Below are 22,071 nucleotides of genomic sequence, written 5' to 3'. Positions count from 1 at the left end.
CTCTTACAACCGAGAGAAATCATTGAAAAGTGCAAGCCCCATTAACAGCACCAGCAATATTGAGCCAATGCGATAACTAAAGTCTTGAACTCGCTCGGATACCGGTCCGCCTTTCAGCTTTTCAATCGCCAAAAACAGCAGATGTCCCCCGTCAAGAACGGGAAGCGGGAACAGGTTGATTATTCCAAGGTTCACGCTGATCAGCGCAAGAAACATCAGATAATAAATCAGCCCAAATTCCGCTGACATCCCAGCCCCCTGGGCGATAGAAATCGGCCCGCTGAGGTTGTTCAGTTTGACATCACCGGTTATCAATTTGCCCAGCATCCTGACCGTTAACGACATCAGCTGCCAGGTTTTATCCGTGGCTTGAGCGATGGCGGCAAACGGCCCGTACTGACGCACTGTCTTATATTCATCAGGCAGCGGGATGACCTTAGGTACGACCCCTGCAAACCCCTCAGCTTTGCCTTTGGTAGACTTCGTGTCCGGCGTCAAGGTCACCGACAAGGGACTCCCCTGCCGCTCGATGTCCAGAACTAATGCCCTACCTGGATTATCACGCACCAGATTAACAAACGTCATCCACTGCGTTAACGGTTGACCATCGACTTTAACGATCCTGTCGCCCGCTTGCAAACCCGCCTTCTGCGCCGCCGAGCCAGATTGTACTTCAGCCAGGACGGTATCAATCTGCGCGCTGCGGGGTTGAATGCCCAATGAGGCAACCGGATCTTGTTTATCCGGCTCGAACGCCCAGTGCTGCAGATCGAGGATTTTATCCTGGCGTTGATTGGTCCCGAAAGGGGCGACGGTAACTATTGTTTGCCGATCGCCTATCTTCGCCACCAGCGCCATCCGTACTGCATCCCAATCAGGCGTTTCGATGCCATCTATCGCTTTAAGTTCCGTTCCTTTTGCAATTTGTGCTTGCGCGGCGATCGAGTTGGGCGTTATGTCGCCAACGACCGGACGAATGCCCGGGACGCCGATAATAAAGACCAGCCAGTAGGCAAAAATGGCAAAAAGGAAGTTCGCGATGGGCCCTGCGGCGATAACGGCGGCGCGCTGACCAACAGTTTTGTTGTTAAATGCGGCGTGACGCATCTCTGGCGCCACGGGCTCAACGCGTTCGTCGAGCATTTTGACGTAACCGCCCAACGGAATAAGGGCGATAATAAACTCCGTTCCCTGCTTATCAAAACGGCGCCAAAGCGCTTTACCAAAGCCGATAGAGAAACGCTCAACGCGGATACCACAGCGGCGAGCAACCCAGAAATGGCCAAATTCATGGACGGTAATCAGCACGCCCAGGGCAATAATAAAAGCAGCCAAATTCCAGAGAACGCTCAGCATAAAACCTTCCGTCAAATCGTCCTGAAAACCAACAAGAGTAGGCAAGCAAACACGGGCACCGCAGCGGTCAGGCTATCGATACGATCGAGAATACCGCCGTGTCCGGGGATCAGATTTCCGCTATCTTTAATGCCAGCTTCGCGTTTAAACATGCTCTCGGTCAGGTCGCCAAGTACCGAGGCCAGGGCCGCGACAATGGAACATACCAGCAGCACCATCGGCGTCACATCCAGATGAGCCCACCAGCCGTACGCCCAGGAGATAACCGCTGCCGTTAACAGACCGCCGAAAAAACCCTGCCAGGTTTTGCCCGGAGAAACCTTCGGCGCCAGCTTATGCTTACCGAACATTTTACCGAACATATAAGCGCCAGAATCCGCGCCCCAGACCAGAATCATCACGTACAGCAACCACAGCGCGCCGCTGTAATGGTCATCGGCGTAATGCCAGGCCCGAAGCGCCAACATGCCCCAAAAAAACGGCACGATGGTCAGGACGCCAAAAATCAGACGTAGCGTTTTTGAATGGCGCCAGAAGGCCGCTGAAGCGGGATAGGTCAGCACCAGAAGCAGCGCGACGACCCACCAGCCAAATGATGCCCATAGCGCCCCCTCAACCAGCGGTTGATGAACGTCATAATGATATTCCGGCATCAGGAATAGCATCAGCGCCAGCAGCAGACCGCAAAGCACTGACAGCCAGACTCTCTGCGTCGTTGAAGTGAAGCCGCTAAATTGCCCCCACTCCCACGCGGCAAGCATGCAGACGACTAGCGTAACGATGGCAAAACCCGCGGGCGGCAGCAAAAAAAGCGCCGCTATCACCACGGGAATTAAGACGAAAGCAGAAATCAGGCGATACTTCAGCAAAAGTGACCCCCATCAGGCATTGTTGCCGCCCGGTTCAGTGCCGCCGAAGCGACGCTCTCGATTAACAAAGGCATGGAGTGCACCTTCAAAGTCCTGTTCAGCGAAATCGGGCCAAAGAACATCCGTAAAGTAAAGTTCGGCATAGGCAATTTGCCAAATCAAAAAATTACTAATGCGATGCTCTCCCCCGGTCCTAATAACTAAATCTACGGGAGCCAGTTCATGCATACAGACCTGCTGGCTCAGCATCTCTTCTGTGATTTGCTCGGGCTGAAGCAACCCGTCTTGTACCTGTTTGGCCAGATGACGTACGCCCTGAACGATATCCCAGCGGCCGCCATAGTTCGCAGCAATATTCAGGGTCAAACCGGTGTTGTTCTCCGTCAGCGCCTCGGCTTTGCGAATACGTTCCTGGAGACGCGCGTTGAAGCGCGTGGTCTCGCCAATGATACGCAGGCGCACATTATGCCTGTGCAGACTTTTCACTTCGCTATCCAGCGCCCAGACAAATAGCTCCATCAGCGCACTGACTTCCTGCGCCGGGCGATTCCAGTTTTCACTGCTGAACGCGTATAACGTCAACGCTTCAATACCATTATTCGCCGCGAAAGAAACGGCGCGACGAACAGATTTTGCGCCGGCTTTATGGCCAAAGGCGCGGATCTTTCCTTGCCGTTTTGCCCAACGCCCGTTGCCATCCATAATAATGGCCACATGACGGCACCCATGCGCAGGCAACATTTCGCTGACAGTTTGATTAGCAGACAACATAACGCGTTTTAAGTCCATAATAAGGATTAGCTAAGCTACTAAACACGGGCCACCGGTCAGCGCTGGATACGCATTTTTATCCGGTACCGGAGCTACGGCCAATCGCAGAGAACAACCAAAAGCTTTACGCAAAAAAGCCGTGTCTTGCCACGGCCACCGTAATCTTTCACAACAAAATGCAACGATCGGATGGCGCAGACTATATCACTGAAGCACAGCGCCCACAAATATCACAACGAGTATCAGAATTTGCGCCGCGCGGCCAGGAGCTGACCTGCGCTTACCCGGGCCATCGCATCAATAGCCAGTACTTCATCAATACTTTGCGGCTCATTTAGCGCCTGCAGATCCAGCACCGACTGGTTTATCGCCGCAATATCGGTAAAGCGAATATCACCGTTCAAAAACGCCGCGACCGACACTTCATTCGCCGCGTTCAGCGTCGTGGTCGCCGCCTGACCGACATCAAAAGCCTCCATGGCCAGCTTCAGGCAGGGATAGCGCCCATAATCCGGCGCCGAGAAGCTCAGGTGACTCAATTGACAGAAATCCAGCGGTTTCACCCCAGAATTAAGGCGTTTTGGCCAGCCCATCGTGTGGGCAATCGGCGTACGCATATCCGGCTCGCCAAGCTGGGCGAGGACGCTGCCGTCCTGATAGCGCACCATCGAATGAATCACCGATTGCGGATGGATCAGAACTTCCATTTGCTCCGCAGAGGCGTTAAACAGCCACCGGGCTTCGATATACTCCAGCCCCTTATTCATCATGGTGGCCGAATCGACAGATATTTTGCGCCCCATCGACCAGTTTGGATGCTTACATGCCCGATCGGGCGTCATCGCCGCCAGTTCAGAAATCGCCGTTTCCCGGAAAGGACCGCCGGAGCCGGTGAGCAGAATCGACGCCACGCCGTTCTGGGTTAAATCAGCGTATCCGAGATTATGTTGAATTGGTTCCGGCATACTCTGAAAAATCGCATTATGCTCGCTATCAACCGGTAACAATCGTGCGCCGTACTGCTGCACGGCCTCCATAAACAGACGACCGCAGGTCACCAGCGACTCTTTGTTCGCCAACAGTACCGTTTTACCCGCGCGGATGGCTGCAAGTGTCGGCACCAGGCCCGCTGCGCCGACAATCGCCGCCATCACCTGCTCAACCTCGTCCAGCGCCGCCACCTCAGCCGCCGCCTGCTGGCCGCTCATGACTTCCGTACGGCTACCCTGCTCGCGCAGTTTTGCCCGCAGCAGCTCCGCGCTGTGCGCATCGTCCATTACCGCGTAACGAGGGGAGAATTCCAGGCATTGTTCAACCATACGGTCGACATTTTTCCCGGCGACCAGCGCGGTGATAGAAAAGCTATCAGGATTATGGCGCACCACATCCAGCGTGCTGCAGCCGATAGAACCGGTCGAACCAAGAATGGTTAATTGCTTCATGAGGCGTCCAGAAAAATGAAGACAGGATAAAAAGCAAAACGCCGCCAGCAAACCCTTATGCATCAATTATCGGATAATAGAGCGGAGGCGCCGAGCCTTTGACTTGGCGCCAAAGGCTACAAGGCCAGTCGTCTAAACGCAATCCCGAAAATTGAGCGTACGGTCTCCTGTACGGCGTTTCAGATTTTACGCAGGGCAATGCTCAGACCTGCGTGTCGGCAGAGAATCAGAACTGCATCAGTTCCGCTTCTTTATCCGCCAGCGCCGCATCAACTTTCTTGATAGCAGCGTCAGTCATTTTCTGCACATCTTCCTGAGAGCGGCGATCGTCATCTTCGCTGATCTCTTTCTCTTTCAGAAGCGCCTTGACTTTATCGTTGGCATCGCGACGAACGTTACGTACGGCAACGCGCGCTTGTTCAGCTTCGCCACGCACGATTTTGGTCAGATCTTTACGACGTTCTTCGGTCAGCGGCGGCAGCGGAACGCGGATATCGCTACCCGCAGAGCTTGGGTTCAGACCGAGGTCGGAAGCCATAATCGCTTTTTCAACGGCCGGGCTCATGGAGCGATCGAAGACGTTGATCTTCAGAGTGCGGGAGTCTTCTACCGTTACGCTAGCCAGCTGACGCAGCGGGGTCGGCGTGCCGTAGTATTCCACGATAATGCCATCCAGCAGGCTGGGAGAAGCACGACCCGTGCGTATTTTGCTGATTTGGGTTTTGAACGCTTCGACGCATTTGTCCATGCGTACTTCAGCATCTTTTCTGATATCGCTAATCACGTTACGAATCCTTGAAAACTTGTCTCAGACAGACCAGACGGTCGCCCACTGCAAAAGTGAGCTAAGTATAGTCATGTTTATGCTCAACGTCTTTCAGGCTGCGGGTCAGCCGCAGCATTCCGTCCACAGAGCATGTTGAAAACCATCGGGTCATAAACCCGTAAAAGTAAGGCCGAATATTACCCGTATTTGACGCCGACGGGAATTACTCAGTAATTAATGTGCCTTCTTTTTCACCCATCACCACGCGACGCAGCGCGCCAGGCTTATTCATATTGAATACGCGAATCGGCAGTTTGTGGTCACGCGCCAGGGTAAAGGCCGCAAGATCCATCACTTTCAGCTCTTTATCCAGCACTTCGGTGTAGGTCAGCTGATCGTACATGGTCGCGGAAGGATCTTTGGCCGGGTCGGCGGTAAATACACCGTCAACTTTGGTTGCTTTCAGTACTACGTCGGCTTCAATTTCAATACCGCGCAGGCAGGCAGCAGAATCGGTAGTAAAGAATGGGTTACCGGTACCCGCGGAAAGAATGACCACGCGGTTGTTACGCAGCAGGCTGATAGCTTCCGCCCAGCTATAGTTATCGCACACGCCATTCAGCGGAATCGCTGACATCAGGCGGGCGTTCACATAGGCGCGATGGAGAGAATCACGCATTGCAAGGCCGTTCATGACCGTTGCCAGCATGCCCATGTGGTCGCCCACAACGCGGTTCATACCCGCTTTCGCCAGACCAGCTCCACGGAACAGGTTACCGCCACCAATCACTACGCCAACCTGAATACCCAGCTCAACCAGTTCTTTGATTTCCTGAGCCATGCGGTCAAGTATGCTCGCATCAATACCGAAGCCTTCTGAACCTTGCAGAGCTTCGCCACTTAACTTAAGCAGAATACGTTTGTAGACGGGTTTTGCATTGGTAGCCATGTTTCTTTCCTGAGACTGTCAACGAATGAGATGAGTTAATTCTGGCGACATTGTACGTCGCTTTTCAGCGTACCCACTATAGCGGTTGGCTGAATTTACACATTAGGCGCAAAAAGAAGCCGCCCTCAGGCGGCTCCTTTTGAAAATTAAGACTGCTTGGACATCGCAGCAACTTCTGCTGCAAAGTCAGTCTCAACTTTCTCAATGCCTTCGCCCACTTCAAAGCGGATGAAGCCAGTCACGTCAGCGTTGTGCTCTTTCAGCAGCTGAGCAACAGATTTGCTCGGGTCCATAACGAACGGCTGACCGGTCAGAGAAACTTCGCCGGTGAATTTCTTCATGCGGCCTTCAACCATTTTCTCTGCGATTTCTTTCGGCTTGCCAGACTGCATGGCGATATCCAGCTGAACCTGGTACTCTTTTTCTACCACTTCAGCGGAAACGTCTTCCGGCTTAACGAATTCAGGCTTGCTTGCAGCGATGTGCATAGCCAGCTGTTTAACCAGCTCTTCGCTCGCGCCTTTAGCCGCAACCAGAACGCCGATACGCGCGCCGTGCTGGTAAGAACCCAGAACTTCGCCTTCCAGAGAAGAAACGCGACGGATGTTGATGTTCTCACCGATTTTAGCAACCAGCGCAACGCGTTCTTCTTCGAACTGTGCTTTCAGAACTTCAACGTCAGTGATTTTGCCAGCAACAGCGGCGTCCAGAACTTTGTTAGCAAATGCCTGGAAACCACCATCTTTAGCAACGAAGTCAGTCTGGCAGTTAACTTCCAGAATGATGCCGTAGGTGCCATCGATTTTAGTAATGATCACGCCGTCAGCAGCAACGTTGCCTGCTTTTTTCGCTGCTTTAATAGCACCGGATTTACGCATGTTTTCGATTGCCAGCTCGATGTCGCCGTTCGCTTCAGTCAGCGCTTTTTTGCAATCCATCATGCCTGCGCCAGTACGCTCGCGCAGCTCTTTTACCAGGGATGCGGTAATTTCAGCCATTCTTTATTCCTCGGGAGATGTGATCTGCCCGGTTCCAGGAACCAGACAGATTTGAAAGTGAAAAAGGGGCCGCTAAGAGGCCCCTATTTATACACGGTACTAAATAAGGGTATGCCTTATTATTCAGCTTCTACGAAGCTTTCTTCCGCCTGAGAAGCCAGATCCTGAGAACGGCCTTCACGAACGGTAGCAGCAACAGCGCTCAGGTACAGGCTAACTGCACGGATTGCGTCGTCGTTACCCGGGATAACGAAGTCAACGCCGTCCGGATCGGAGTTAGTATCAACGATAGCAAATACCGGAATACCCAGGTTGTTTGCTTCTTTGATTGCGATGTGCTCGTGGTCAGCGTCGATAACGAACAGCGCGTCCGGCAGGCCGCCCATGTCTTTGATACCGCCCAGGCTGTTTTCCAGCTTGTCCAGCTCACGAGTGCGCATCAGCGCTTCTTTCTTGGTCAGCTTGTCGAAAGTACCGTCCTGGGACTGAGTTTCCAGGTCTTTCAGACGTTTGATAGACTGACGAACGGTTTTCCAGTTAGTCAGCATACCGCCCAGCCAGCGATGGTTCACGAAGAACTGGTCGCAGCTGTTAGCAGCGTCTTTTACCGCTTCGCTTGCAGCGCGCTTAGTACCAACGAAAAGGATTTTGCCTTTACGAGAAGAGATCTTGTTCAGTTCAGCCAGAGCTTCGTTGAACATCGGTACAGTTTTCTCAAGGTTGATGATGTGAACTTTGTTACGCGCGCCGAAGATGAAAGGCTTCATTTTCGGGTTCCAGTAACGGGTCTGGTGACCAAAGTGAACACCAGCCTTGAGCATGTCGCGCATGGAAACAGTTGCCATGTTTAAAACCTCTATAGATAAAAGTTGGGGTTATGCCTCCACGTATCCCATATTACCGACCCCAAAGGGCACCCCGGAATATGTGCCGATACGTGTGTGTTGTTACACAAAGTGAGATTTGTCGCTTCAGTCCATCTTGTGTATCTGAGAATGGAACAGAAGTCCGGCGCGCTTTATACCACAAAACAGGAGCGGAAACCAACTGTTGTTGACGTCGCGTGCTGTTAATGATTCTCAATTTGGCAGCAGGACGCCCGGACTGTTAACATTGTTCAGACATAATCTATTATTGTCGAAAAAATCGACACTGCTGGACACAATCCATGGCTATTTCTATCAAGACATCTGAAGACATCGAAAAAATGCGCGTTGCCGGCCGCTTGGCCGCTGAAGTGCTGGAAATGATCGAACCCTACGTAAAACCGGGCGTCAGCACCGGCGAACTGGACCGTATCTGCAACGATTATATCGTTAATGAACAAAAAGCCGTTTCCGCCTGCCTGGGCTACCACGGTTTTCCAAAATCGGTCTGCATCTCTATTAATGAAGTGGTGTGCCACGGGATCCCGGACGACGGCAAATTGCTGAAAGATGGCGATATCGTCAACATTGACGTCACCGTCATTAAAGATGATTTCCACGGCGATACCTCGAAGATGTTTATCGTCGGTAAACCGACCATTCTCGGCGAGCGCCTGTGCCGCATCACCCAGGAAAGCCTCTATCTGGCCCTCAAAATGGTCAAACCGGGGATTAATCTGCGCGCTATCGGCGCGGCTATTCAAAAATACGTCGAAGCCGAAGGTTTCTCCGTCGTGCGCGAGTACTGCGGCCACGGTATCGGCCGCGGTTTCCATGAAGAACCGCAGGTGCTGCATTACGACTCTCCGGAAACCAACGTGGTGCTCAAACCCGGCATGACCTTTACCATTGAGCCCATGGTCAACGCGGGTAAAAAAGAGATCCGCAGCATGAAAGACGGCTGGACGGTAAAAACCAAAGACCGGAGCTTGTCTGCGCAGTATGAGCATACTATTGTGGTGACAGATAACGGCTGCGAAATACTGACGTTACGCAAGGATGACACCATCCCGGCGATAATCTCGCACAACGAATGATGAAAAGCCGGCGCCAGCCGGCTTTTTTATGACGGGCGTCCTGCCCGTCCCCCCTTGGGCCGCCGCAGGCGACGTTAAAAATCGCTCCCGGCGATTTTTTATGGGCGATAGTTTTTTCTTATGGTGGCGCAATGAGCAACTCTTTATCTAATACTGTCCCCCCTGACCTGTCCGCTCAGCCAGAAAATCCGGGCGAGTGGCCAAAAAGTGATTTCAATTGCGCGACGATTAAGGCGCTTATCGACGCTTTTCAGCGCTGGCTGGGCGAGGCTTTTGATAGCGGTATTGCCGCGGAAAGATTGATTGAAGCACGTACCGAATTTATCGATCAGCTGCTCCAGCGGCTGTGGGTCGAGTACGGTTTCGGTTCCATTAACGACATCGCGCTGGTCGCCGTCGGCGGTTACGGCCGCGGCGAACTGCACCCGCTTTCTGATATCGATCTGCTGATATTGAGCCGCAAAAAGCTCCCCGATGAGCAGGCGCAAAAGGTCGGCGAGCTGCTGACGCTGCTGTGGGATATTAAACTGGAAGTCGGCCACAGCGTGCGCACCCTCGAAGAGTGCCTGCTGGAGGGGCTGTCGGACCTCAGCGTCGCCACCAATCTGATTGAATCGCGTCTGCTTATTGGCGACGTCGCGCTGTTCCTTGAACTACAAAAGCACATATTCAGCGACGGCTTCTGGCCATCGGAAAAGTTCTTTGCGGCAAAAGTTGAAGAGCAGAATGTACGCCATCAGCGCTATCACGGGACCAGCTACAACCTGGAGCCGGACGTGAAAAGCAGCCCGGGCGGCCTGCGCGATATCCACACCCTACAGTGGATCGCGCGCCGCCATTTCGGCGCCACCTCGCTTGATGAAATGGTCGGCTTCGGCTTTCTGACCGAAGCCGAACGCAACGAGCTTAACGAATGCCTGCATCAGCTCTGGCGCATTCGCTTTGCGCTACATCTTGAGCTCAACCGCTACGATAATCGCCTGCTGTTCGACAGGCAGTTCAGCGTCGCCCGCCGTCTGCGCTATGAAGGCGAAAGCAACCAGCCGATTGAGCATATGATGAAGGATTTCTTCCGCGTCACCCGTCGGGTGAGCGAGCTGAACCAAATGCTGATCCAGCTGTTCGAAGAAGCGATTCTCGCGCTCACCGAGGATGAGAAGCCGCGACCGATTGATGATGATTTTCAACTGCGCGGCACGCTTATCGATCTGCGCGATGACACGCTGTTTATCCGTGAACCGCAGGCCATTCTGCGCATGTTCTATACGATGGTGCGCAACAGCAGCATCACCGGCATTTACTCCACCACGCTTCGCCATCTGCGCCACGCCCGCCGTCATCTGACGCAGCCGCTTTGCTACATTCCGGAAGCGCGGACCCTGTTCCTCAGTATGCTGCGCCATCAGGGCGCGGTAAGCCGCGGGCTGCTGCCGATGCACCGCCATAGCGTGCTGTGGGCCTATATGCCGCAATGGTCGCATATTGTCGGCCAGATGCAGTTCGATCTGTTTCACGCCTATACCGTTGATGAACACACCATCCGCGTGCTGCTGAAGCTTGAGAGCTTCGCCAAAGAAGAGACCCGTAGCCGCCATCCGCTGTGCGTGGAACTGTGGCCGCGCCTGACGCATCCGGAGCTGATCCTTATCGCCGCCCTCTTTCACGATATCGCCAAAGGGCGCGGCGGCGACCATTCGATTCTCGGCGCGCAGGACGTACTGAAATTCGCCGAGCTTCACGGCCTTAACTCGCGCGAAACCCAACTGGTCGCCTGGCTGGTGCGCCATCATTTGCTGATGTCGGTTACCGCCCAGCGTCGCGATATTCAGGATCCGGAAGTGATCAAGCAGTTCGCCGAAGAGGTGCAAACGGAAAATCGTCTGCACTATCTGGTCTGTCTGACCGTCGCCGATATCTGTGCCACCAACGAAAACCTGTGGAACAGCTGGAAGCAGAGCCTGCTGCGCGAGCTCTATTTCGCCACCGAAAAACAGCTGCGCCGGGGGATGCAAAACACGCCGGATATGCGCGAGCGGGTGCGTCACCATCAGCTACAGGCGCTGGCGCTGCTGCGGATGGAAAATATCAATGAACAGGCGCTGCACCAAATCTGGAACCGCTGCCGCGCCAACTACTTTGTGCGCCATACGCCAAACCAGCTCGCCTGGCATGCGCGCAATCTACTGAAGCACGATCTCAGCAAGCCGATGATCCTGCTCAGTTCCCACGCCACGCGCGGCGGCACCGAGATTTTTATCTGGAGTCCGGACCGCCCTTACCTCTTTGCCGCCGTTTGCGGCGAGCTGGATCGCCGCAATCTTAGCGTTCACGATGCGCAGATCTTCACCACCCGCGACGGCATGGCGATGGATACCTTTATCGTTCTTGAGCCGGACGGCAGCCCGCTTTCCGCCGACAGGCACGAGATGATCCGCGTGGGCCTGGAACAGACCCTCAGCCAGCGCAGCTGGCAGCCACCGGCGCCCCGTCGTCAGGCGGCGAAGCTGAGGCATTTTTCCGTGCCGACGGAGGTGAATTTCCTGCCGACGCATACCGACCGGAAATCCTTTCTTGAGCTGATTGCTCTCGATCAGCCGGGTCTGTTAGCGCGCGTCGGCCAGGTGTTTGCCGACCTCGGCATTTCGCTCCACGGGGCGCGAATTACGACAATTGGTGAGCGAGTAGAAGATTTATTTATAATCGCCACCGCAGACCGGCGCGCCCTTAATAATGAGCTACAGCAAGAAGTGCAACAACGGTTGACAGAGGCCCTCAATCCAAACGATAAAGGGTAACGTATTTTTTTTAAGTAAATGGAAAGAGTAAACAATGCAGCAATTACAGAACGTTATTGAGTCCGCTTTTGAGCGTCGCGCCGACATCACCCCGGCAAACGTGGATACCGTGACCCGCGAAGCGGTTAACCAGGTGATTTCTCTGCTTGATTCCGGCGCGCTGCGTGTCGCTGAAAAAATTGACGGCCAGTGGGTCACCCATCAGTGGCTGAAGAAAGCGGTTCTGCTCTCTTTCCGTATTAACGATAACCAGGTTATCGATGGTGCGGAAAGCCGCTACTTCGATAAAGTCCCAATGAAGTTCGCGGATTATGATGAAGCGCGTTTCCAGAAAGAAGGGTTCCGCGTCGTTCCGCCAGCGGCCGTTCGTCAGGGGGCGTTTATCGCTCGTAATACGGTTCTGATGCCGTCCTATGTGAACATCGGCGCCTACGTTGACGAAGGCTCCATGGTGGATACCTGGGCGACCGTCGGTTCCTGCGCGCAGATCGGCAAAAACGTCCACCTGTCCGGCGGCGTCGGTATCGGTGGCGTACTGGAGCCGCTGCAGGCTAACCCGACCATTATCGAAGATAACTGCTTTATCGGCGCGCGTTCCGAAGTCGTTGAGGGCGTTATCGTCGAAGAGGGTTCCGTTATCTCTATGGGCGTGTACCTCGGCCAGAGCACCAAAATCTACGACCGCGAAACCGGTGAAGTGTTCTACGGCCGCGTTCCGGCAGGCTCCGTCGTCGTCTCCGGCAACCTGCCGTCAAAAGATGGCAAATACAGCCTGTACTGCGCGGTCATTGTCAAAAAAGTCGATGCCAAAACCCGCGGCAAGGTTGGAATCAACGAACTTCTGCGTACCATCGACTAAGCAGTATGAAAAGCGGGAGGCATCCCGCTTTTTTTATATATTAAGCTGGCGAAGATAGATTTTTTCGTTAATTATTCAAAGATTACGATGATATCAAAGGTACCGTTATGTACGATAATCTGAAAAGTCTTGGTATTACCAATCCTGATGAAATCGATCGCTATAGCCTGCGGCAGGAAGCCAACAACGACATTCTGAAAATCTACTTTCAGAAGGATAAAGGCGAGTTCTTCGCTAAGAGCGTCAAGTTCAAATATCCGCGTCAGCGCAAAACCGTGGTCGCCGACGGCGTGGGCCAGGGGTATAAAGAAGTCCAGGAAATTAGCCCTAACCTACGCTATATCATCGACGAGCTGGATCAAATCTGTCAGCGCGATCGTAGCGAAATCGATCTGAAACGTAAGATTCTTGACGATCTGCGTCACCTGGAAAGCGTTGTCACCAATAAGATCAGCGAAATCGAATCCGATCTGGAAAAACTGACGCGCAACAAATAAGTTGAGCCTGTTCCCGGCGTTAATCCTCCCGGCCGGGAACGATATTCTATCTCTGCTCATCGAGCTGCAGCGCAATATACAGCAGCAGACGATCGTCAAAATTGCCTAAATCCAGCCCCGTCAGCTCAGAAATGCGGTTCAAACGGTATTCCAGCGTATTGCGGTGAATAAACAGCGCCTTTGAGGTCGCCAGCGGCTGCACGTTATGACGAAACCATGCCTGTAAGGTGCGGCGCAGCAGACCGTTGTTATCCATCGCCTTCAGGCGAACCAGCGGGCGCGCCAGTTCATTGGCCTGCCAGCCGCCGCGCAGGCTATCAAGCAGCACCGGCAGCATCAAATCCTGGTAGAAATAGCTGCGGCTCTCCGGCATCCGCTGCTTGCCGACCATCATCGTGGTTCTGGCGGTGCGGTATGAACGGGCGATGCTGCCCGGCCCGGTAAAAAAGTTTCCCAACGCCACGCGAAAACGCAGCTGACCGTTCTCTTTCATCCTGCTGATCAGCTGCTCGACCCGTTTGCAATGATCTTCCGCATCCCAGCGGCCAAAGGCATTCAGCGCGGGTTTCAGCACCACCATTTCCGTCAGCGAGACAATGGCCACCAGATTATTACGGTCCGGCGTGGTCAACGCGGTCTGGAGCTGCTGCAGCTCCGCCATCGCGCTATCGACGCCCAGCTGGCCGCTATCTACTTCTATCATCGCCACCACGCGCGGCTGATTGAGATCGATCCCCAGACGCTGGGCCCACTCGGTCAGCGCCGGGGTATTCTCTTCCGCCTGAATCAGGTTCATGACCAGTTCTTCGCGCAGACGGCTATCCTGGGCCAGAAGATGCATCAGCCGCGATTGTTCCAGCATCATCTCGGCGGTCATACAAACCAGTTCCCCGTATTTGCGCAGCGACTCCGGTTCCCCGGTCAGACCGATGACGCCGACGATCTCCCCTTCGAGACGCAGCGGCAGGTTTATTCCCTGACGCACGCCGTGCAGATGTCGGGCAACGGCATCATCAATATCGACAACCCGCCCCTGAGAAAGCACCAGCAGCGCCCCTTCGTGCAATTCACCAATTCGCTCGCGGTCTCCGCTGCCGATAATGCGCCCGCGGGCATCCATTACGTTAATATTGGTATCAATAATGCGCATCGTACGCGCCACGATATCCTGCGCCATTTTGGTATCAAGATGCCAGCCAGCCATGTAACCCTCCCGTGAGCAGGCTACCAGCATAAAAGAGTTGGCAAAACGTCGCATTGTGCATTCGCACAAAGGCGGGGCAAGATGTATGGAGTTGTGGAAGATGTCACAGAACGAAAAAGGAAAGGTCCAGCAGCAATAAAAAAGCCCCTTCCCTCCACAAGGAGAAAAGAGGCTTTGCGAACCGTCAAGAATTACTGCATCAGCAGATAAATCGACGTATCGCCGCGCTGGATATTGAGGGCCAGAACCGACGGTTTGGCATCAAAGATTTTGCGCAGGTCGGCGATATTTTTCACCGGCTGTTGGTTAGCGCCAACGATAATATCGCCTTTCTTCAGGCCAATCTGCGCCGCCGGCGTTCCCGCTTTCACATTGCTCACCACAACGCCTTTGTCCTGGCCTTTGTTGCTCATTTCAGCACCTTCAATACCGTTGAAGATAGTGCTTGAATCAACCTGATTCTGATTGCTTTGCTGCAGCTCAACGGTCACCGTCACCGGCTTACCGTCACGCAGCAGGCCAAGCTCGACTTTGCTGCCGATCGACATGGTGCCCACCTGGGCACGCAGCGCGGCAAAGCTGCTGATCGACTTACCGTTCAGAGTCGTAATCACGTCGCCGGCCTTAATGCCCGCCTTAGCGGCCGCCGAGTTCGGCATCACCTGGCTGACGAAAGCGCCGCGCTGAGCGTCGACTTTCATCGCTTTCGCCAGTTCGGAGTTCAGCTCGGTCCCCATGATACCCAGCTCACCGCGTTTAACCTGGCCAAATTTGACCATCTGATCGGTCAGGTTTTTCACCATGTTGCTCGGAATCGCGAAGCCGATACCAATGTTACCGCCGTCCGGCGCCAGAATCGCGGTGTTGATACCGATCAGCTCGCCGTTGAGGTTAACCAGCGCGCCGCCGGAGTTACCGCGGTTAATCGCCGCATCGGTCTGGATAAAGTTTTCATAATTTTCAACGTTCAGGCCGCTACGACCTAATGCGGAGACGATCCCCGAGGTGACGGTTTCGCCCAGGCCAAACGGGTTACCGATCGCTACGGTGTAATCACCAACGCGCAGAGCGTCAGAGTCCGCCAGCTTAATCGCGCTCAGGTTTTTCGGATCCTGAATCTGAATCAGCGCAATATCAGAACGCGGGTCTTTACCGACCACTTTCGCGTCGAACTTACGTCCATCGCTCAGCTGAACTTTGATCGTGGTGGCGTTATCCACTACGTGGTTGTTGGTGACGACATAGCCTTTAGCGGCATCGATGATCACCCCGGAACCGAGGGCCATAAATTTCTGCTGCTGGCCGCCATCGCTACCCGGCGCGCCGCCCTGCCCGCCGCCCTGACAGAACGGAGAGCTTTGGAACGGAGAACCATCCTGACAGAACGGCGAATTATCGCCAAAGAACTGCTGGAAGTTACGCGGCATTCGCGGCGTATTAACGGTGGTGCTCCCCTCAACGTTAATGCTCACGACCGACGGCATCACTTTTTCCAGCATCGGGGCCAGGCTTGGCATTTGCTGCGCATTAGTCGCCGAAGAAGCTGTTTCCGCCGCGCTCGCAGAGAGAGGGGACAACGCCAGACCTAAACTCAGAGCCAGGGCACTCATTGCTAACGTGGTTTTTTTCATATGTTTCAATCTCGATTTCAGATAACGAATAGTTGCTGTGTTGGTGACTATCAGAGTCATTTTATAGCGCGAAGTTCCGGAATGAAGTTTTGGTAAAAGTAAAAATTTATTGTCCGTCTTTACAAAACTTACCCTTATTCTACGGCCATCAATCGTCGATATTCATCCCATGCATACAAGTCGGTCATTCCGCTGATATAGTCCTGAATGAGACGACAGCGATAATAATATTCCAGCACCGGAAATTCCGGATTATTGCGCGAAATCTTATTTACGGCCTCTATGTAAGCTAACCGATGGCGGGTTGAAAGTTTCTGAAAGAGACGCGATGCAATCGGTAAACTGCGCACCCGCTCTTTTTCCACCAGCAGACTAAATTCATCCAGCGATAATTTTAGCAGCGGCTGGTAGATATCCAACAAACCGCTGATAACGCGATAGCCCTGCAGCTCCAACTGCTCGACATCAGGATGACTAAATACATGTTTTACCGCAACATTTTTATAAAGCTCAAGCAGTTGGCTGCAATCGCTGTCGTCCTCAAGCAGAGCATGATTAAAATCACCGCTAAAAATCTTCGGCAGATTATCAATAAACCGCCGCGCCGCGTAGGGTACCAGTCTATTGAGCGTATTCACCCGTAAATACATAAAAAACTGATCTTCGGTACTCCGGCTAAGAGAATTCGCACGCGATTTCTCCCAGGCGTTTTCGACAACTTGATTAAACAAGGAGCCTTTTTCGTGAACGCCCCAGGCTTCATAGAGATGCTGATAAAGCTGCTCTACGCTGAAGATGCGTTTTTCTACCGCATCTTCAAGATCGGCGACGCAATATGAGATGTCATCCGCAGCTTCCATAATCCACGTTAATGGGAAGCGATTGTAAGGGGCCAGATCCAGTTCTTTACGTAACCTCGCAATATAGCCCTCTTCGGCTAAATAATAACCAGGTTTTTTCATTAAATAATTGTGGCTGGCTGGCGGTTCCCCGCGCCACCATGCCGGACGCGTATATTTTAGAATACAGCCCACCTGCGCCCAGGTCAGATTCATTCGCATCAGCGTGTGCACTAAGCGAATGCCCTGGGCATTGCCTTCAAACCAGCATAAATCCTGGCGAACCTTGCGTCGGAGCTCGTTCAGTTGGCTATCGCCTTCCTGCAGGCGCAACGCCGCGACCACGCAGCGATCGTCAGTTAATGGCTGGCTGGCCGCATCGCCGGGGAAAAGCCGCTGGCTGAACCAATCGTTAATGGCCGCCTCGCCAAAATGGCCAAAAGGCGGATTGCCGATATCGTGCATCAGGCAGGCCATTTCAACGATGCTTTCGAACGGCCCGGTGAGCTCATCCAGCCCGTAGCTCTCCAGCAGCTTCTGTTCTTTCAGGCGGCTCAGCACTTCTTTAGCGATATAGCGGCCAACCTGTTGAACCTCCAGGGAGTGGGTCAGACGGGTTCGCACCGCGGCGTTGCGCTCCAGCGGGAAAACCTGGGTTTTCTGCTGCAACCGGCGGATCGCCGGAGAGTTGATGATGCGCCCGCGATCGCTTTCGAAAATTCGCAGGATTTCACGCTCCGTCTCAACGCCCTGCGGTGAACGATAGCGGCGACGCCAGTTAATCTTGTTGCGAAAATCGATCTTAGCCATGATCTCCCCCGAGCGAGCAATAACGTTTCCTTCTAAGCGCATGATAGACTATGCCGCTAAAACCCACATATCGCGAGTAAATCTATGAAAATCGGCATTATTGGCGCAATGGAAGAAGAAGTTACCCTTCTGCGCGACAAAATCGACAACCGCCAGACCCTCACTATCGGCGGCAGCGAAATCTACACCGGCCAGCTTCAGGGTATTGACGTCGCTCTGTTGAAATCGGGTATTGGCAAAGTGGCCGCCGCCATGGGTGCGACCCTGCTGATGGAGCACTGTAAGCCGGATGTGATTATTAACACCGGTTCCGCGGGCGGTCTGGCATCAACCCTGAAAGTCGGCGATATCGTCGTCTCCGACGAAACGCGCTATCACGACGCGGACGTCACCGCGTTTGGCTATGAGTATGGCCAACTGCCGGGCTGCCCTGCCGGTTTCAAAGCCGATGATAAGCTGATTGCCGCCGCGGAGACCTGCATCAAGGCGCTGAACCTGAATGCGGTACGCGGACTGATCGTCAGCGGCGACGCCTTCATCAACGGTTCTATTGGCCTCGCAAAAATCCGCCACAACTTCCCGCAGGCCGTTGCGGTAGAAATGGAAGCCACCGCCATCGCGCACGTCTGCCACAACTATGGCGTACCGTTTGTTGTCGTTCGCGCGATCTCTGATGTTGCCGACCAGCAGTCGCACCTGAGCTTCGACGAGTTTCTCGCCGTTGCCGCGAAGCAATCCACCCTGATGGTGGAAAACCTGGTGCAGCACCTGGCCCGTGGCTAAGTCGCTCAACGCGGCGCTTGCCGTCCTGATGCTGCTCGCCCCGGCGTGGCTTTTCGCCGCGCCGCGGGTGATTACGCTCTCTCCCGCCAATACTGAACTGGCGTTTGCCGCCGGTATTACGCCGGTTGGCGTCAGCAGCTACTCCGATTATCCCCCTGAAGCCGCAAAAATAGAGCAGGTTTCCAGCTGGCAAGGAATGAATCTGGAACGTATCGTCGCCCTCAAGCCCGACATGGTGCTGGCGTGGCGCGGCGGCAACGCTGAACGTCAGGTGAATCAGCTTAGCTCGCTCGGGATAAAAGTCATCTGGGTCGAAACGTCGACCATTGAAGACATTATCGCAACGCTTCGCCAGCTGGCGCAGTGGAGCCCGCAGCCGGAAAAGGCGCGGCAAGCGGCGCAGAAAATGCAGGACGAGTACCAGACCTTAAAAGCCCGCTATGCGAGCGGGCCGAAAAAACGCGTTTTTTTACAGTTCGGCGCCAGCCCGCTCTTTACCACCAGCAAAGGATCGATTCAGGATCAGGTTCTGACCCTGTGCGGTGGAGAAAACATTTTTGCCGCCAGCCGGGTTCCCTGGCCGCAGGTGAGCCGTGAACAGGTACTGGCAAGGCAGCCTCAGGCCATTGTCATCGCCGGCGACGCCAGTCAACTTCCCGCCGTTGAGCGCTATTGGCAGAATCAGCTAAAAATTTCGTTTATTGCGCTACATGGCGACTGGTTTGAACGCGCGAGCCCACGTATTATCCTCGCCGCAAAACAACTCTGTACTGCGCTCGAGCAGATAAAATAACCACCTGCTAACCCAGGTGCTCAGAACCTATCCCACCAGGCGCAATTGTTGCAGCCAGTCTGGAGGACAGCGCGGAACAACCGCTGCGTACACGCAGTACGTGAGGTTCGTAAGCGCTGACCAGGGCCAAACTGGCAAATGAAATAGCCTGATGGGATAGACTATAAGTGGGAACTGACGATGCTTGTCTATTGGCTGGATATTATTGGCACCGCCGTGTTTGCCATCTCCGGCGTCCTGCTGGCTGGAAAGCTGCGCATGGACCCTTTCGGCGTGCTGGTATTAGGCGTGGTAACTGCGGTGGGCGGCGGGACTATTCGCGATATGGCCCTTGCTAACGGCCCGGTATTTTGGGTTAAAGATCCTACCGATCTGGTGGTGGCGATGGTCACCAGCATGTTCACTATCCTGCTGGTGCGCCAGCCGCGCCGGTTACCCAAATGGGTACTGCCGGTGCTGGACGCCGTTGGTCTGGCGGTGTTTGTCGGTATCGGCGTCAACAAAGCCTTTATTGCCCATAGCGGGCCGCTGGTGGCCGTCTGTATGGGCGTCGTCACCGGCGTCGGCGGGGGGATCATCCGCGATGTGCTGGCGCGCGAAATCCCGATGATACTGCGTACGGAAATCTACGCCACGGCCTGCATCGTTGGCGGCATCGTGCATGCGACGGCGTACTACACTTTTCAGGTTCCGTTAGAAAACGCGGCGATGATAGGTATGGTGGTCACGCTGGTCATCAGGCTGGCGGCAATCCGTTGGCACCTGAAGCTGCCAACTTTTGCGCTTGATGAGAATGGGCGGTAATAAAAGCAAAACGGTAACCTTAACGTTACCGTTACCGTTTTTCGCGTTGGCTCCCTCTCTCTGTGGGAGAGGCTGGGGGGGCCGCGCTATCTTTAAACGCTGAACGAGGAGCCGCAGCCGCAGGTGCTTTTCGCATTCGGGTTGGTCACGATAAAACGCGAACCTTCCAGACCTTCGGTATAATCGACGGCGCCGCCGACCAGATACTGCAGGCTCATTGGGTCAACCACCAGGCCGACGCCCTGCTTCTCAATAGTCATATCGCCTTCGTTAACCTGATCGTCGAAGGTAAAACCGTACTGGAAACCGCTGCAGCCACCGCCGGTGATATATACGCGCAGTTTCAGGTTGGGATTGTCTTCATCAGCAATCAGGTCTTTTACTTTAATCGCTGCGGCTTCGGTAAACTCCAGCGGCAACGCTACGTCATCACTCATTTTATGCTCCCATTGATACTTCTGACCGGTTAAAGAATAACCCGACCTTTTGAGCCATTATCCAATACCCGAGTAAATCGTTCAAGTATTCTCCCCGCCGACCGGCTGCGCCCTGGCTTCCTGCTCCGCCTTTTGTTTTGCCAGGGTGCGCTGCAGGATTGTCGAGTATAAAGGCTTACCGCCGAGGAATTGTGCCAATAGTGTTGCGCCGAGACAGGTAATAATCATTGGCAAAATGAGCTGATAGTTATCGGTCATCTCCAGCACCAGAACGATGCCGGTCAACGGCGCGCGAACCGAGGCGGCGAGCAGCGCGCCCATACCGGCGATGGCAAAGGTTCCTGCATCCAGATGATACGCCGGAAACAGTGGGGTCGCCGCCATACCAAATGCCGTCCCCAGCAGCGTCCCCAGCGCCAGCATCGGCGCAAAGATACCGCCGGGCGCGCCGGAAGAGAAGCAGAGCAGCGTGGTGATCACCCGCGCGATAAAAATAAACAGTAGCAGGCCAACGGAAAAATTGCCCGCCGCGGCGATAGGGATCAGGTTAAACCCGCCGCCGGACGCCGTTGGCTGAATCAGCCCCAGTACGCCGCAGCTGCCGCCGATCAGGCCGCCAATCAGCACCCACTTTTTGATATTGCCGCCGTGGATCCGCTGGAACATATCCTGGGTACGCAGCACCAGCGTATTAAACAGTGGGCCAATGCAGCCAAAAATCATCCCGAGGATCAAATACAACCACAGGGTGTTGACCGGCGCATTGCTGAGCTTACCAACCTCGATAACCGCTTTATCGCCGTTGAAGATACGGAAAACGATGGTGGCCATAATCACGCCGGTAAATACGGCTTTAATGGAGATCAGGTTGTAGCGAAACTGCGGGCGCATCTCTTCAATAATAAACAGAATCCCGGCGAGCGGCGCGTTAAAGGCGGCGGAGAGCCCCGCCGCGGCGCCGGTGGCCAGAAGCGTATGGCGCGCTTCCGGGCTACGCATGCGGAACACGTCCACCACCATACGCCCAAGGTTGCCCCCAAGCTGGACCATCGGCCCTTCGCGTCCCAGCACCATTCCCGCGCCCAGCGTACCCATGCCGCCGATAAACTTCACCGGCAGCACGCGCCACCAGCGGACGGGACGCAGCTCTTCCAGCGCGCCTTCAATTTCCGGGATCCCGGAGCCGCCCGCTTCCGGCGCAAAACGCCGCACGAGGAAATAGCCCACCATTGCCAGCAAAGCGGAGAGTATAAAGGCCAGCGGCCACACCAGAAACCAGTGGTCAGCCACCTCTACCAGCGCGCCAATACGCAGGTTCTGCACCCAGTTGACGCTTTTCTCAAACGCGACGCCGACCAACCCCGCCAGCGTTCCGACAACGGCGGCCATTAATAACACCGCCAGCGGCGTCTTATCACGCTGAATCAACCGACGCACGGCATCGCTGCGGCGAACGCGTACGAACTGATGTGCTGAAGAAGAGGGATTTTCTGCTTTCATGCCAT

At 54.4% G+C, this 22,071-nt stretch carries 20 protein-coding genes; 7 read left to right on the top strand and 13 right to left on the bottom strand.

Annotation, left to right across the window (positions count from 1 at the left end):
- Window positions 1-3 precede the first annotated feature (3 nt).
- The 8 genes from rseP to rpsB form a co-directional block, all read right to left on the bottom strand.
- Window positions 4-1,356: a sigma E protease regulator RseP gene (gene rseP, locus BWI76_RS05250; RefSeq protein ID WP_004872016.1), complete on the bottom strand. Its 1,353-nt coding sequence runs from the start codon at window positions 1,354-1,356 to the stop codon at window positions 4-6.
- A gap of 11 nt (window positions 1,357-1,367) precedes the next feature.
- Entirely contained in the window at window positions 1,368-2,225 is an 858-nt protein-coding gene (cdsA, locus tag BWI76_RS05245; RefSeq protein ID WP_004872017.1) for a phosphatidate cytidylyltransferase, read from the bottom strand.
- Window positions 2,226-2,237: 12 nt separating this feature from the next.
- Window positions 2,238-2,996 carry a (2E,6E)-farnesyl-diphosphate-specific ditrans,polycis-undecaprenyl-diphosphate synthase gene (ispU, locus tag BWI76_RS05240; protein WP_004129109.1) on the bottom strand — a complete coding sequence of 253 codons (759 nt, stop codon included), beginning with the start codon at window positions 2,994-2,996 and terminating at the stop codon, window positions 2,238-2,240.
- 242 nt (window positions 2,997-3,238) lie between these two features.
- Window positions 3,239-4,438: a 1-deoxy-D-xylulose-5-phosphate reductoisomerase gene (gene ispC / locus BWI76_RS05230; protein WP_004872018.1), complete on the bottom strand. Its 1,200-nt coding sequence runs from the start codon at window positions 4,436-4,438 to the stop codon at window positions 3,239-3,241.
- Between the two features lie 226 nt (window positions 4,439-4,664).
- On the bottom strand, window positions 4,665-5,222 hold the full coding sequence (gene frr / locus BWI76_RS05225; RefSeq protein WP_004098748.1) for a ribosome recycling factor: 558 nt from the start codon (window positions 5,220-5,222) through the stop codon (window positions 4,665-4,667).
- A 205-nt stretch (window positions 5,223-5,427) separates the two neighbouring features.
- Window positions 5,428-6,153 carry a UMP kinase gene (gene pyrH, locus BWI76_RS05220; protein WP_004872019.1) on the bottom strand — a complete coding sequence of 242 codons (726 nt, stop codon included), beginning with the start codon at window positions 6,151-6,153 and terminating at the stop codon, window positions 5,428-5,430.
- A 146-nt stretch (window positions 6,154-6,299) separates the two neighbouring features.
- Complete coding sequence (tsf, locus tag BWI76_RS05215) at window positions 6,300-7,151, bottom strand: translation elongation factor Ts (RefSeq protein ID WP_004098746.1); 852 nt, start codon at window positions 7,149-7,151, stop codon at window positions 6,300-6,302.
- A 119-nt stretch (window positions 7,152-7,270) separates the two neighbouring features.
- A complete protein-coding gene (rpsB, locus tag BWI76_RS05210) occupies window positions 7,271-7,996 on the bottom strand; it encodes a 30S ribosomal protein S2 (RefSeq protein ID WP_003856207.1) in 726 nt (241 codons plus the stop codon).
- A 323-nt stretch (window positions 7,997-8,319) separates the two neighbouring features.
- On the opposite strand from rpsB, the gene map reads away from it, so the two are divergent.
- From map to BWI76_RS05190, 4 genes are all read left to right on the top strand, one after another.
- On the top strand, window positions 8,320-9,114 hold the full coding sequence (map, locus tag BWI76_RS05205; protein ID WP_004872025.1) for a type I methionyl aminopeptidase: 795 nt from the start codon (window positions 8,320-8,322) through the stop codon (window positions 9,112-9,114).
- A 131-nt stretch (window positions 9,115-9,245) separates the two neighbouring features.
- Window positions 9,246-11,909: a bifunctional uridylyltransferase/uridylyl-removing protein GlnD gene (gene glnD / locus BWI76_RS05200; protein WP_024360359.1), complete on the top strand. Its 2,664-nt coding sequence runs from the start codon at window positions 9,246-9,248 to the stop codon at window positions 11,907-11,909.
- 34 nt (window positions 11,910-11,943) lie between these two features.
- Window positions 11,944-12,768 carry a 2,3,4,5-tetrahydropyridine-2,6-dicarboxylate N-succinyltransferase gene (gene dapD / locus BWI76_RS05195; protein ID WP_004872026.1) on the top strand — a complete coding sequence of 275 codons (825 nt, stop codon included), beginning with the start codon at window positions 11,944-11,946 and terminating at the stop codon, window positions 12,766-12,768.
- Window positions 12,769-12,875: 107 nt separating this feature from the next.
- Window positions 12,876-13,265, top strand: coding sequence for a DUF3461 family protein (locus tag BWI76_RS05190; RefSeq protein WP_004872029.1), 390 nt, complete (start codon window positions 12,876-12,878; stop codon window positions 13,263-13,265).
- Between the two features lie 46 nt (window positions 13,266-13,311).
- On the opposite strand, the gene cdaR is transcribed toward BWI76_RS05190, so the two are convergent.
- The 3 genes from cdaR to dgt all read right to left on the bottom strand — a co-directional run bounded on the left by cdaR (window position 13,312) and on the right by dgt (window position 17,749).
- Entirely contained in the window at window positions 13,312-14,469 is a 1,158-nt protein-coding gene (gene cdaR / locus BWI76_RS05185; RefSeq protein WP_004098741.1) for a DNA-binding transcriptional regulator CdaR, read from the bottom strand.
- A gap of 191 nt (window positions 14,470-14,660) precedes the next feature.
- A complete protein-coding gene (degP, locus tag BWI76_RS05180) occupies window positions 14,661-16,100 on the bottom strand; it encodes a serine endoprotease DegP (protein ID WP_004872032.1) in 1,440 nt (479 codons plus the stop codon).
- Window positions 16,101-16,234: 134 nt separating this feature from the next.
- On the bottom strand, window positions 16,235-17,749 hold the full coding sequence (dgt, locus tag BWI76_RS05175) for a dGTPase (protein WP_024360358.1): 1,515 nt from the start codon (window positions 17,747-17,749) through the stop codon (window positions 16,235-16,237).
- Window positions 17,750-17,833: 84 nt separating this feature from the next.
- Between dgt and mtnN the strand changes: the two genes are divergently transcribed.
- The 3 genes from mtnN to BWI76_RS05160 all read left to right on the top strand — a co-directional run bounded on the left by mtnN (window position 17,834) and on the right by BWI76_RS05160 (window position 20,129).
- On the top strand, window positions 17,834-18,532 hold the full coding sequence (gene mtnN / locus BWI76_RS05170) for a 5'-methylthioadenosine/S-adenosylhomocysteine nucleosidase (protein WP_024360357.1): 699 nt from the start codon (window positions 17,834-17,836) through the stop codon (window positions 18,530-18,532).
- Window positions 18,525-19,325 carry a vitamin B12 ABC transporter substrate-binding protein BtuF gene (gene btuF, locus BWI76_RS05165; RefSeq protein ID WP_004872042.1) on the top strand — a complete coding sequence of 267 codons (801 nt, stop codon included), beginning with the start codon at window positions 18,525-18,527 and terminating at the stop codon, window positions 19,323-19,325. Before mtnN ends, btuF begins: the two co-directional genes overlap by 8 nt.
- A 180-nt stretch (window positions 19,326-19,505) precedes the next feature.
- Window positions 19,506-20,129, top strand: coding sequence for a TRIC cation channel family protein (locus tag BWI76_RS05160; RefSeq protein WP_004129095.1), 624 nt, complete (start codon window positions 19,506-19,508; stop codon window positions 20,127-20,129).
- A 92-nt stretch (window positions 20,130-20,221) separates the two neighbouring features.
- Here the strand turns inward: BWI76_RS05160 and erpA are convergent, their stop codons facing one another.
- The gene (erpA, locus tag BWI76_RS05155) at window positions 20,222-20,566 is read right to left on the bottom strand and encodes an iron-sulfur cluster insertion protein ErpA (protein ID WP_004098733.1); all 345 of its coding nucleotides are present in this window, start codon (window positions 20,564-20,566) and stop codon (window positions 20,222-20,224) included.
- 81 nt (window positions 20,567-20,647) lie between these two features.
- Complete coding sequence (gene clcA, locus BWI76_RS05150; protein WP_004872045.1) at window positions 20,648-22,066, bottom strand: H(+)/Cl(-) exchange transporter ClcA; 1,419 nt, start codon at window positions 22,064-22,066, stop codon at window positions 20,648-20,650.
- Between the last annotated feature and the right edge of the window lie 5 nt (window positions 22,067-22,071).

This window comes from Klebsiella sp. M5al, assembly GCF_002090195.1.
GTDB classification, from domain to species: domain Bacteria; phylum Pseudomonadota; class Gammaproteobacteria; order Enterobacterales; family Enterobacteriaceae; genus Klebsiella; species Klebsiella grimontii.
The sequence above is the reverse complement of the archived record's forward strand: the minus strand, read 5'-3'. Positions and strand labels throughout refer to the sequence as shown.

What these genes read in the sequence shown, in the direction of transcription:
- tsf (WP_004098746.1), bottom strand. Translation starts at nt 7,151, where the DNA reads ATGGCTGAAATTACCGCATCCCTGGTAAAAGAGCTGCGCGAGCGTACT.
- clcA (WP_004872045.1), bottom strand. Translation starts at nt 22,066, where the DNA reads ATGAAAGCAGAAAATCCCTCTTCTTCAGCACATCAGTTCGTACGCGTT.
- mtnN (WP_024360357.1), top strand. Translation starts at nt 17,834, where the DNA reads ATGAAAATCGGCATTATTGGCGCAATGGAAGAAGAAGTTACCCTTCTG.
- ispU (WP_004129109.1), bottom strand. Translation starts at nt 2,996, where the DNA reads ATGTTGTCTGCTAATCAAACTGTCAGCGAAATGTTGCCTGCGCATGGG.
- pyrH (WP_004872019.1), bottom strand. Translation starts at nt 6,153, where the DNA reads ATGGCTACCAATGCAAAACCCGTCTACAAACGTATTCTGCTTAAGTTA.
- glnD (WP_024360359.1), top strand. Translation starts at nt 9,246, where the DNA reads ATGAGCAACTCTTTATCTAATACTGTCCCCCCTGACCTGTCCGCTCAG.
- rpsB (WP_003856207.1), bottom strand. Translation starts at nt 7,996, where the DNA reads ATGGCAACTGTTTCCATGCGCGACATGCTCAAGGCTGGTGTTCACTTT.
- dapD (WP_004872026.1), top strand. Translation starts at nt 11,944, where the DNA reads ATGCAGCAATTACAGAACGTTATTGAGTCCGCTTTTGAGCGTCGCGCC.
- ispC (WP_004872018.1), bottom strand. Translation starts at nt 4,438, where the DNA reads ATGAAGCAATTAACCATTCTTGGTTCGACCGGTTCTATCGGCTGCAGC.
- BWI76_RS05190 (WP_004872029.1), top strand. Translation starts at nt 12,876, where the DNA reads ATGTACGATAATCTGAAAAGTCTTGGTATTACCAATCCTGATGAAATC.
- degP (WP_004872032.1), bottom strand. Translation starts at nt 16,100, where the DNA reads ATGAAAAAAACCACGTTAGCAATGAGTGCCCTGGCTCTGAGTTTAGGT.
- rseP (WP_004872016.1), bottom strand. Translation starts at nt 1,356, where the DNA reads ATGCTGAGCGTTCTCTGGAATTTGGCTGCTTTTATTATTGCCCTGGGC.
- dgt (WP_024360358.1), bottom strand. Translation starts at nt 17,749, where the DNA reads ATGGCTAAGATCGATTTTCGCAACAAGATTAACTGGCGTCGCCGCTAT.
- BWI76_RS05160 (WP_004129095.1), top strand. Translation starts at nt 19,506, where the DNA reads ATGCTTGTCTATTGGCTGGATATTATTGGCACCGCCGTGTTTGCCATC.
- erpA (WP_004098733.1), bottom strand. Translation starts at nt 20,566, where the DNA reads ATGAGTGATGACGTAGCGTTGCCGCTGGAGTTTACCGAAGCCGCAGCG.
- cdaR (WP_004098741.1), bottom strand. Translation starts at nt 14,469, where the DNA reads ATGGCTGGCTGGCATCTTGATACCAAAATGGCGCAGGATATCGTGGCG.
- map (WP_004872025.1), top strand. Translation starts at nt 8,320, where the DNA reads ATGGCTATTTCTATCAAGACATCTGAAGACATCGAAAAAATGCGCGTT.